This window comes from Rhodococcus wratislaviensis, assembly GCF_900455735.1.
In the GTDB taxonomy this organism is placed as follows: domain Bacteria; phylum Actinomycetota; class Actinomycetes; order Mycobacteriales; family Mycobacteriaceae; genus Rhodococcus_F; species Rhodococcus_F wratislaviensis.
Window position 1 is genome coordinate 269,710 of the sequence record NZ_UAUI01000024.1, and the last position, 10,291, is coordinate 280,000.

At 68.1% G+C, this 10,291-nt stretch carries 10 protein-coding genes; 8 read left to right on the top strand and 2 right to left on the bottom strand.

What is annotated here, in order from left to right:
* Window positions 1-53 precede the first annotated feature (53 nt).
* The 8 genes from DTA22_RS27025 to DTA22_RS27060 all read left to right on the top strand — a co-directional run bounded on the left by DTA22_RS27025 (window position 54) and on the right by DTA22_RS27060 (window position 8,853).
* Complete coding sequence (locus tag DTA22_RS27025; protein ID WP_112301515.1) at window positions 54-1,637, top strand: ABC transporter substrate-binding protein; 1,584 nt, start codon at window positions 54-56, stop codon at window positions 1,635-1,637.
* Window positions 1,638-1,704: 67 nt separating this feature from the next.
* Window positions 1,705-2,631, top strand: a complete 927-nt coding sequence (locus DTA22_RS27030) for an ABC transporter permease (RefSeq protein ID WP_037236243.1) — start codon at window positions 1,705-1,707, stop codon at window positions 2,629-2,631.
* Between the two features lie 12 nt (window positions 2,632-2,643).
* Entirely contained in the window at window positions 2,644-3,672 is a 1,029-nt protein-coding gene (locus DTA22_RS27035) for an ABC transporter permease (protein ID WP_112301516.1), read from the top strand.
* Window positions 3,669-4,697 carry an ABC transporter ATP-binding protein gene (locus tag DTA22_RS27040; RefSeq protein ID WP_112301517.1) on the top strand — a complete coding sequence of 343 codons (1,029 nt, stop codon included), beginning with the start codon at window positions 3,669-3,671 and terminating at the stop codon, window positions 4,695-4,697. The genes DTA22_RS27035 and DTA22_RS27040 overlap by 4 nt, the downstream gene beginning before the upstream one ends.
* Entirely contained in the window at window positions 4,690-5,700 is a 1,011-nt protein-coding gene (locus DTA22_RS27045; RefSeq protein WP_112301518.1) for an ABC transporter ATP-binding protein, read from the top strand. The genes DTA22_RS27040 and DTA22_RS27045 overlap by 8 nt, the downstream gene beginning before the upstream one ends.
* The gene (locus DTA22_RS27050; RefSeq protein WP_112301519.1) at window positions 5,697-6,413 is read left to right on the top strand and encodes a sulfite exporter TauE/SafE family protein; all 717 of its coding nucleotides are present in this window, start codon (window positions 5,697-5,699) and stop codon (window positions 6,411-6,413) included. Before DTA22_RS27045 ends, DTA22_RS27050 begins: the two co-directional genes overlap by 4 nt.
* 122 nt (window positions 6,414-6,535) lie before the next feature.
* The gene (gene gudD / locus DTA22_RS27055; RefSeq protein WP_005569238.1) at window positions 6,536-7,873 is read left to right on the top strand and encodes a glucarate dehydratase; all 1,338 of its coding nucleotides are present in this window, start codon (window positions 6,536-6,538) and stop codon (window positions 7,871-7,873) included.
* Entirely contained in the window at window positions 7,873-8,853 is a 981-nt protein-coding gene (locus tag DTA22_RS27060; protein ID WP_112301520.1) for a 2-hydroxyacid dehydrogenase, read from the top strand. The genes gudD and DTA22_RS27060 overlap by 1 nt, the downstream gene beginning before the upstream one ends.
* Window positions 8,854-8,859: 6 nt before the next feature.
* Here DTA22_RS27060 and DTA22_RS27065 read toward each other — a convergent pair whose 3' ends face one another.
* Window positions 8,860-9,240 (bottom strand): hemophore-related protein, encoded by a 381-nt coding sequence (locus tag DTA22_RS27065; protein ID WP_112301716.1) that lies wholly within the window; start codon window positions 9,238-9,240, stop codon window positions 8,860-8,862.
* A 130-nt stretch (window positions 9,241-9,370) separates the two neighbouring features.
* Window positions 9,371-9,505 carry a hypothetical protein gene (locus DTA22_RS36885; protein ID WP_255221603.1) on the bottom strand — a complete coding sequence of 45 codons (135 nt, stop codon included), beginning with the start codon at window positions 9,503-9,505 and terminating at the stop codon, window positions 9,371-9,373.
* Window positions 9,506-10,291: the final 786 nt, after the last annotated feature.

A 10,291-nucleotide genomic window follows, 5' to 3' on the forward strand; every position in this document is an offset into this window, starting at 1 on the left:
GCGGGCCCTCTTCACTCGCGTCGAGTACGCGACACATCCCTACGGAGGACACCATGAGCCCTGCACGTTCGCTGCAGCAGGGAACCCGTTACCGCGCCGTCGTCGTGGCCACCGCCGCACTGACGGTGCCGGCTCTGGTCACAGGTTGCTCGGTGGCCAATTCGAGCCACAGCGACGCCGCCAGTCCCGACACGTTGCGGATCGTGCTCCCGCAGGAGCCGCCCACGCTCGAACCCTGCGACGCGTCACTCACCTCTACCGGGGTCGTCGTCCGCTCCAACATCACCGAGCCCCTGGTGGAACGCAACGCCGATACCGGCGATCTCGAACCGAAGCTCGCGGACTCGTGGGAGCAGACGTCGGACACGGTCTGGACGTTCCGGATCCGTCCGGGCGTCACGTTCAGCGACGGCAGCGCGTTCGATGCCGAGGACGCCGCCTTCTCGATCGATCGCACCGTCAACTCGACCATCGGTTGCGACGTCGACGGGTACGTCTTCGGCGACGACGCACTCGTCGTGAACGCGATCGACCCGTCGACCGTGACGGTGCAGACCCCGGTCGCCGACCCGATCCTTCCCCTGCGGATCTCGTTCGTGGAGATGGTGCCCTCCACCACCGACGCCCAGGACAAGGTGCGTGATCCGATCGGCACCGGCCCCTACAAGATCGATTACTGGGATCACGGGCAGCGACTCGCGCTGGTCCGCAACGACACGTACTGGGGCACGGCGCCCGAGTACACGCGGGCGATCTACCAGTGGCGGACCGAGGGCAGCGTCCGGGCCGCGATGGTCACCAACGACGAGGCCGAACTCGCCACCTACCTCGGTCCGGAGGACGGCGCGGGCGACCTCGGCGTCGCCTACCCCAACAACGAGACGACGGCGCTGCGCATGATGGCCACCGAACCGCCGCTCGACGACTACCGCGTCCGCGAGGCGATCGACCTCTCCGTCAACCGGGCGGGGATCGTCAAGGCGCTGTTCCAGGGTCTCGGCGAGCCGGCCGGGCAACTCGTCGGCAGCAGCATCGTCGGGTTCGACCCCGACCTGCAGCCGACCCCCTACGACTCCGATCGCGCCGCGCAACTGGTGGCGGAGGCCAAGGCCGACGGCGTTCCCGTCGACAACCAGATCCGCCTGATCGGGCGCACGGGCCAGTTCCCCAAGATCAACGAGACCATCGAGGTCATCCAGAACTCGCTGAGCAAGGCCGGCCTGAACGTGAAGATCGAGATGATGGACACGGCGGGGCAGATGCAGTACCAGATCCGGCCGTTCCCGCAGGGCACCGGACCGATTCTGCTGATGATTCAGCACGGCAACCAGGCGGGTGACGCGCAGTTCACTGTCGACCAGTACATGCGCAGCGACGGATACCAGAGCTACTTCGGCTCGCCCGGATACGACGCGCAGATCGACGCCGCAGAGAAACTCGTCGGCGACGCCCGCCAGGACGCGTTCGCCTCGGTGCTGGCCAACGAACCGAAGGAGATCCGGCAGTTCGCGTACATCGCCCACATGAACGCGGTCCTCGCCAAGTCCCCGACCGTGCAGTACACGCCCAACTCCGCGACCGGCGACGAGATGCGCCTGAGCGAGATGACCCACGCGGACACATCCGCGAACGGCTAACCCTCTTCCCAGCCCCCCGGAGGAACCTGAGATGTCCCAACCGAACCCGATCCGAAGGCGGTGAGTCATGTTCGCCTTCCTGCGCCGACGCGTCTACACCAGCCTCGTACCCCTCCTCGTCGTCCTCTTCGGGGTGTTCCTGCTCGCCCGCCTCACCGGCGACCCGACCAACCTCTACCTCCCGGTCTCCGCGACACCCGATCAGCGCGCCGAGTTCGCCGCCGAGAACGGCCTCGACAAGCCGGTCCTGAGCCAGATGGTCGACTACCTGTCCGGGGTCGCCCACCTCGACTTCGGGGAGTCGCTGCGCACCGGTGAATCCGCCGCGACCATGGCGTTGCGGGCGTTCCCGGCCACGCTGCAACTCGCGTTCTTCACGATGCTGCTCGCGATCATCGGCGCCGTCGTGATCGGCTGCTGGGCGGCGTACCGGCCGAATTCGCTCGCCGACCGGATCTCGAGTCTGCTGTCGATGACCGCGGCCAGCATCCCCGACTTCTGGTTCGCCATCACCGGCGTGTGGATCTTCGCGGTGGTGCTGGGGGTGCTGCCCACGTCGGGTACCGGAAGCGCGCTGTCGTGGATCCTGCCGATCGCCACCCTGCTGATCCGCCCGCTCGGCGTGCTCACCCAGGTGGTCCGCGGCGCGATGGTGTCGGCACTGTCCGCACCATACGTACGTCTTGCCCGGAGCAAGGGCGCAGGCGATCTGCGCGTCGTCACCCATCACGCGCTCCGCAATGCCGCGGCCCCGGCGCTGACGGTGGCCGGCGATCTCACCGTCGGCCTGGTCAACGGCGCCGTCGTCGTCGAAGCGATCTTCGGGTGGCCCGGCATCGGCAAGCTGATGATCGACGCGATCCTGCAGCGCGACTTCGCGGTCCTACAGGCGGCGGTGCTCCTGACCGCGGTCAGCATCTTCGTCCTCAACATCCTGATCGACGCGGGCTACGCACTTCTCGACGCGCGTGTCCGTGAGAAGTCCAAGGTCTAGGAGGCCGCCGACATGTCCATAGACAACGCACCCCGCCTGGACGGAGCAGGCGACATCTATCCGAGCCCCGACGAGACGCCCGCCGTCGCGGCCCCCGTCGAAGAAACCGTTCCGGCGCCGAAACCCTCCCGGAACAAGGCACCGTTGTGGCGACTGCTCCTGCGGGACCGGGTGGCCACGGTCGCGGCGGCCATCCTGGTGTTCGTGTTCCTCGTCGCCGTCTTCGGCCCGTGGCTCGTCGGCGACGCCGCGACGGACCAGAACCTGGAACAGTCCAACCTCGCACCGTTCCACGTGGCGAACGGGTGGATGAACATCCTCGGCACCGACCCGCTCGGACGCAGCATGCTGGCCCGGTTGATCGTCGCGTGCCGCACCACCCTCCTCGTGGCGCTGCCCGCGGTCGCGCTGTCCTGCATCGTCGGGTCCCTCGTCGGCATGTGGGCCGGCTACCACCGCGGCTGGCGGGAGACGACGGCGATGCGCGTCGCCGACGTCATCATGAGTTTCCCGTCGCTGCTGATGGCCGTCGTCGTCCTGTACGTGTTCTCGCCCAGCGCCGCGAACATCGTCCTGGTCCTGGCCATCACCCGCATCCCGATCTACCTCCGCACCGCCCGCGCGGAGTCGGCGGAACTGCAGAGCCGGTTGTTCGTGGACGCCGCGCGCACGTTCGGAGCCCGCAGCGGGGCCGTCATCCGCCGGCACGTGTTCCCCATCCTGCTGCCGACGCTGCTCACCGTCGCCACCCTCGACTTCTGTTACGTGATGCTCGCCGAGTCGTCGCTGAGCTTCCTCGGCATCGGCATCCAGCCGCCCGACATCAGCTGGGGCCTGATGGTGTCCCAGGGCCGGACGTACCTGCAGACGGCGTGGTGGCTGTCGTTCTTCCCCGGGCTCGCCATCGTCATCACCACCGTGTCGGCGACCGTGCTCGCGGCATGGGCCCGGATCGCCACCGACCCCGCCCAGCGCTGGCGTCTGACCGTCCCGCGGTCGCGTCGCTCCCGGCTGTTCCCCACCCGAAAGGTCGTCTCATGAGTGCATCCGCACCGGCTGTCGAATCACTCGACGTCGCAGACATCGACCGCGTCGCCCTCGAGGTCGCGGATCTGACCGTCGACCTGCGTACCCCCTCGGGCACGGTCCGGGCCGTCGACCACGTGTCGTTCACCGCGCGGCGCGGGGAGACCCTGGCGCTGCTCGGTGAGTCGGGGTGCGGCAAGTCGATGACCGCGCAGGCGCTCGTCGGCCTGCTCGAACCGATCGCCGACGTCACCGACGGTTCGGTCCGTCTCGGCGACGTCGACCTGGTGACGGCGAAGGCCAGGACCCGCCGCACCCTCGCCGCCACCGAACTGGCCATCGTGTTCCAGGATGCGCTGACCGCGCTCAACCCGGTGTACACGGTCGGCAAGCAGCTGGCCGAACCGTTCCGGATCCATCGCGGGCTGTCCGCGAAAGAGGCGCGGCGGGAGGCGATCTCGCTGATGCAGCGGGTCGGGATTCCGGAACCCGAATCGCGCGTCGACTCGTACCCGCACCAGTTCTCCGGCGGCATGCGGCAGCGCCTGCTGATCGCGATGGCCGTCGCGCTGAGCCCGACGGTCCTGCTCGCCGACGAGCCGACGACGGCACTCGACGTCACGGTGCAGGCGCAGATCATGTCGCTGCTGCGGGATCTGCGCACCGAGCACGACATGGCCGTCATCCTCATCACCCACGACCTCGCCTTGGTCGCGGAGGAAGCCGACCGCGTCGCGATCATGTACGCGGGCAACGTCGTCGAGACGGGCCCGGTCGCCGAGGTCTTCTCCTCGCCGCAGCACCCGTACACCAAGGGCCTGCTCGATTCGGTCCCCGTGCACGCGGTCCGCGGGGAGGACCTGAAATCCATCGGCGGCACCCCGCCCGACCTGCATTCCATTCCGTCCGGCTGCGTCTACCAGGCGCGCTGCCCGCTGGCCCGCGACCTGTGCCGCACCACCCGCCCGCCGCTCGCCGACGTCGCCACACCCGGTCGCCGCTCGGCGTGCCATTTCCCCGAGGAGATCTCTCATGTCTGAGTCGATTCTGAAGGTGCGGGGCCTCACCAAGACGTTCAAGGTGCCGGCCAACGCGGCGGGCAAGAATCAGTTGCGCGCGCTCGACGGCATCGATCTCGACCTCGCCCGCGGCGAAACGCTCGGGCTCGTCGGCGAATCGGGCTGTGGCAAGTCCACTCTCGCCCGCACGCTGATGATGCTCGAGCGCCCGGACTCCGGTTCGGTGACGTGGGACGGCGTCGACCCGTTCTCGCTGAAGGGCAAGGACCTGCTCGCGCTGCGCCGCCGCGTGCAGATGGTGTTCCAGGACCCGTACGCGTCGCTGAACTCCCGGATGTCGGCGGCCGACATCATCGCCGAGCCGTGGCGCACCCACAAGATGATGTACAAGACGAGCCGTGACCGGGCGGCACGGGTGCGGGAACTGCTGCACCTGGTGGGTCTGCGGCCCAGCGACGAGCACCGCTACCCGCAGGAGTTCTCCGGCGGTCAGCGTCAGCGTCTCGGGATCGCCCGGGCCCTGGCGTTGAACCCGAGCGTCGTCATCTGCGACGAACCCGTGTCGGCGCTCGACCTGTCGGTGCAGGCGCAGGTGCTCAACCTGCTGAACGACCTGCAGAAGCAGCTCGGCATCTCGTACGTGTTCATCTCGCACGACCTGTCGGTGGTCCGGCACGTCGCCGACCGCGTCGCCGTGATGTATCTCGGGCGGATCGTGGAGACGGGTGCGACGGACGCCGTCTTCGACCGTCCCGCCCACCCGTACACCGAGGCTCTGATGTCGGCGGCACCGAAACTGGACGCCGCATCCCGGGGCAAGCGGATCATCCTCGACGGTGAAGTGCCGTCGCCGCTGAACCCGCCGTCGGGCTGCCGGTTCCGCACCCGGTGCGCCCACGCGACCGACATCTGCGCGAGCACCGTGCCACCCGCCGCGGTCGACGAGCGCGAGAGCGGCCACGTCGCCGAATGCCACCACCTCCGGCGTCCGATCGAACTCGGCGTCCCCGTCGCGGTCGGGTGAGCGGGGCAGAGTTCGCGATCATCGCGTTCGCCGTCTTTCTCGCCTCGTGCATGCAGGCGTCGATCGGATTCGGGATGGGCATGCTCGCGGCACCCGTCGTCGCGCTCGTCGATCCGGGCCTGCTGCCCGGGACGCTGATCATGACGGCAACGGTCGTCACGGTGATGGTGGTGTGGCGGGAACGCGACGCCCTCGATCTGTCGGGCACCGGGTGGGCGCTGGCCGGCCGGGTGCCGGGCACGATCGCGGGTGCGTTGCTGCTGGTGGTGCTGCCGGAACGGGGGTTGTCGCTGCTGCTCGCGGCCGTGGTGCTGTCCGGGGTCGTCTTCGCGACACTGGGCTGGGCACCGCCGCCGCGGCGCCGGAACCTCGCCGTCGCCGGCGCCGCGTCGGGTCTGCTCGGCACGGCCACGTCGATCGGCGGACCGCCGATGGCCCTGGTGATGCAGGGGTCGAAGGGGGCGCAGCTGCGCGGCAACATGAGCGCGTTCTTCCTGGTGGGCTCCACGCTGTCGGTCGCCGTGCTCGCCGCGACGGGGTCGGTGCACCGCGAGTCGGCGGTGATGTTCCTGCTGCTGATCCCGGCGACGGTGCTCGGCTACGTGGCGTCGCGGTTCGTGAACCGCCACCTGGACGCGGCACGCCTGCGCCGGGCGTCGATCACGGTCTCCTGTGTCGGTGCGTTGATGCTGATCGGACAGCAACTTCTCTGATGCAGTGTCTGCATCGTTCGATGCTCAACAAGTCTTGGACATGTATCGATCGGGCCACTTAGAGTTTGGGTTGTGAGGCGCCTCACGGGCGTCGCTGCGCTGTGAAGGAAGGTTTTCGGAAGATGAGTACAACAAGCACCCCGGTCGTCACCGACATGCGAGTGGTCCCGATCGCGGGCCACGACAGCATGCTCCTGAACCTGTCCGGCGCGCATGCCCCGTACTTCACCCGGAACCTGGTGATCCTCACCGATTCCGACGGCAACACCGGTGTCGGCGAGGTGCCCGGCGGTGAACCGATCCGCCGTACCCTTGAGGACGCCCGTGCGATCGTGACGGGACGCAGCATCGGCGAGTACAACGGCGTTCTCGCCGATCTGCGGCGCACGTTCGCCGACCGCGACGCCGCGGGCCGCGGCAACCAGACGTTCGACCTCCGTGTCGCGATCCACGCCGTCACCGCCGTCGAGTCGGCACTCCTCGACGTCCTCGGGCAGCACCTCGGCGTTCCCGTCGCGGCCCTGCTCGGCGAGGGCCAGCAGCGCGAGAAGGTGCAGGCGCTCGGCTATCTCTTCTTCGTCGGCGACCGCAACAAGACCGACCTCGAGTACCAGTCGGGTGCGGCGGAGTCCGACGACTGGCTGCGCCTGCGGCACGAGGAGGCGCTGACACCGGACGCGGTCGTGCGGCTCGCCGAGGCGGCCCAGGCGCGGTACGGTTTCGCCGACTTCAAGCTCAAGGGCGGTGTCCTCGCACCCCGCGAGGAGGCGGCGGCCGTCACGGCGCTCGCCGAGCGGTTCCCCGACGCCCGGATCACCCTCGACCCCAACGGTGGTTGGCTGCTGTCGGAGGCGATCGAGACCTGCCGCGGGCTGAAAGACGTTCTCGCGTATGCCGAGGACCCGGTCGGCCCCGAGGGCAGCTTCTCCGGTCGCGAGGTGATGAGTGAGTTCAAGCGCGCCACCGGACTGCCGACGGCCACCAACATGATTGCCACCGACTGGCGCGAGATGGGGCACACCATCCGCTCCGGCGCCGTCGACATCCCGCTCGCCGACCCGCACTTCTGGACGATGAACGGGTCCGTCCGCGTCGCCCAGCTCTGCGATGCGTGGGGCCTGACATGGGGTTCGCATTCCAACAACCACTTCGACGTGTCGCTCGCGATGTTCACCCACGTCGCGGCCGCGGCTCCGGGCGACATCACCGCCATCGACACCCACTGGATCTGGCAGGACGGTCAGCGGATCACCAAGGACCCGTACGAGATCGAAGACGGCTACCTCACCGTGCCGTCGACTCCCGGTCTCGGTGTCGAACTCGACATGGACCGCGTCGAGGCCGCCCACGAGCTGTACCTGCAGAAGGGGCTCGGCGCGCGCGACGACTCGATCGGCATGCAGTTCCTGGTGCCGAACTGGACATTCGACAGCAAGCGCCCGGCGTTGGTGCGCGCCTGATGAAGGTCGTCGTCGGCGACCGGAACCTGCTGCCGCATCGCGAACTGTTCGAGTCGGGACTGCCGTCCGGCGCGACGGTGTCGTGGCATCGGACGTTCGACGAGCCGGCGATCGCCGCCGACCTCGCCGACGCCGACGTGTACGTGGGCGGCCGGTTCACCGCCGCAATGGCGGCCGCAGCGCCGAAACTGCGCCTGCTGCACGTCGCAGGCGCGGGCACCGACAACGTGGCGTTCGCCGCGCTGCCCGCGGACACCCTGGTGGCCAACACCTTCCACCACGAGGACTCGATCGCCGAGTACATCGTGTCGGCGGCGCTGATGCTGAGACGCGGATTCCTCCGTCACGACCGCGCACTCCGCGGCGACGTGTGGGCCACATCCGTCTACGACGACGCGATCGCGCAGTCCCGGTCGATGCGCGGCGCGCGGGTCGGATTCGTCGGCTTCGGTCACATCGGCCGGCGCTCGTGGAATGTGCTGCGCGCGTTCGGCGCCGAGGGCTGCGCAGTGACCGGGCGGGGAAATCTCGACGCCGCCGCGGAAGGCCTCCGATGGGCAGGCGACAACACGTCGCTGCTCCGGCTCCTGACCGAGTCCGACGTCGTGGTGGTGTCCGCGCCGCTGAACGATCACACCCGCGGCATGATCGGCGGCGCGGAACTCGACGCGCTCGGCCCCGACGGCATCCTGATCAACGTCGGGCGCGGCCCCCTCGTCCAGGAACAACCGCTGTACGACGCGCTGGCCTCGCACCGGATCGCGGCCGCGGCCATCGACGTCTGGTACACCTACCCCGACGCCGGCGGTCACGGCGCCCCGAGCGCGCTGCCGTTCCGCGACCTGCCGAACATCCTGATGACCCCGCACTCGTCCGGCGTCACCGACCACACGTTCGTCGGTCGCGTCGGCGACATCACCGACAACATTCGCAGGCTGGACACGGGGCAGACGGTCCTGCGCACCGTCCGCCCCGCCTAGCGTGCGTCAGTAGTTACCGCAGGTCTCGGCGATCGTCAGCGCCTTCGCGCGCCACTCGACTGCCGGTCCCTCGGTGGGCGCGGTGTCCAGTCGGCTCTTCAGCTGCGGGTGCGCGTCGAGGACGGCCTGGCGGTCGGCCGGGGACTTCGCGAAGAAGTCGGCCAGCTGAGCCTTGCGCTCGGGGGCCTGGTCGAGGCGTGCGGCGAGCTGCGGAGTCACGTCGTGCATCGCCGCATCGATCTGCGCGAAGCTGCAGGTGGAGTTCACGAGGCGGGCGGAGTCGGAGTCGACCGGATCGGCGGAGGCGATGCCCGGGATCACGAGGGCGGCGGAGATCGCGCCGACGGCGGCGATACCGAAGTGCAGACGTGCTCGTGAAACATTCATGACGAGTCCTCCCATGTCGGTTGGTTTGCCGGGGCAACGATAGGGGCCCGAATTGTGGCTTTTCTGAGGACCGTCTGAGAATTGGTGCGGCGAACTAGACTCCAAAGGCTGCACGTCAGCAGCCCACCGATCAGCGTTCGGCGTTCGACAGGTTCGTCGAGCAGATCGAACTCCGGGTCAGCCAGGCGCCGTTCCAGCTGTGTGGGGTCGTCCACAGCCCGTGGACGAGGTCGAGGGTGTCGGGCGCTGCGGTGTGACTGTTCATGACTGTGATCCTTTTGTCTCGGGTGAGGGGATGCCACGAGGTGTAGGTATCGAGGAAGGGTGAGCAGGTCCTTGCCGAGCTCGACGTTGTGTGTGTCGGTGATGCCGTGCGGGCACCCGGGTAGACCCCGAGCGCGGCGCCGTCGACCTTGTCGACGTCAGCTCGGACGCCGCGAGGTCGGTCCTGCGCTTCCCAGCTGTCCGCATTGAGCGGCCACCCGTGGCTCAGGACCACGGGCGGCCGGCACCCCAGTTCTTGTAGAGGATGTCGGTGCCGTCGAGAGTGGTGACTGCCGGTATGCCGTACTCCTCATGAAGACTCCCCGATGAAGAGTGAGTGGTAATGGGAGCGACGGTCCCATCGTCGAGCTTTCGGACCTGCGAACCGGCTCAGCGTGCACGCTTCTGATCTGACGGTGCACGCCGGCAGGAATGGCAGATCCGGCGGATTCCAGCGTGCGAATCCCCGCGACCAGGCGATTTGGAATATCGCGTGCGGTTCGCGTAACTTATTCCAAGTCAGAGCGACACGGACACCGACATTCACCACCTGGTGATGCAACGAGGTTGTACGAAGTGCCTGACCAATCCGAAGTTCACCATCGTGTATGGTTGTGCTTCAACCCCGGAATGTCTTCAGCGGGTGCCGGTTTGCGCCGGTCAACCCGATGAGATAAGCTGGAAAAGTTGCCCCGGAGCGGCTGGCGAGTGTGTCAGAAGTGATGGTGTGTGCGTGTTCTTTGAGAACTCAACAGTGTGTCGATGAATGTCAGTGCCAAATATTTTT

Excerpts from the sequence above, each read along its gene's own strand:
- DTA22_RS27025 (WP_112301515.1), top strand. The coding sequence starts at position 54 with ATGAGCCCTGCACGTTCGCTGCAGCAGGGAACCCGTTACCGCGCCGTC.
- DTA22_RS27030 (WP_037236243.1), top strand. The coding sequence starts at position 1,705 with ATGTTCGCCTTCCTGCGCCGACGCGTCTACACCAGCCTCGTACCCCTC.
- DTA22_RS27035 (WP_112301516.1), top strand. The coding sequence starts at position 2,644 with ATGTCCATAGACAACGCACCCCGCCTGGACGGAGCAGGCGACATCTAT.
- DTA22_RS27040 (WP_112301517.1), top strand. The coding sequence starts at position 3,669 with ATGAGTGCATCCGCACCGGCTGTCGAATCACTCGACGTCGCAGACATC.
- DTA22_RS27045 (WP_112301518.1), top strand. The coding sequence starts at position 4,690 with ATGTCTGAGTCGATTCTGAAGGTGCGGGGCCTCACCAAGACGTTCAAG.
- gudD (WP_005569238.1), top strand. The coding sequence starts at position 6,536 with ATGAGTACAACAAGCACCCCGGTCGTCACCGACATGCGAGTGGTCCCG.
- DTA22_RS27060 (WP_112301520.1), top strand. The coding sequence starts at position 7,873 with ATGAAGGTCGTCGTCGGCGACCGGAACCTGCTGCCGCATCGCGAACTG.
- DTA22_RS27065 (WP_112301716.1), bottom strand. The coding sequence starts at position 9,240 with ATGAATGTTTCACGAGCACGTCTGCACTTCGGTATCGCCGCCGTCGGC.
- DTA22_RS36885 (WP_255221603.1), bottom strand. The coding sequence starts at position 9,505 with ATGAACAGTCACACCGCAGCGCCCGACACCCTCGACCTCGTCCACGGG.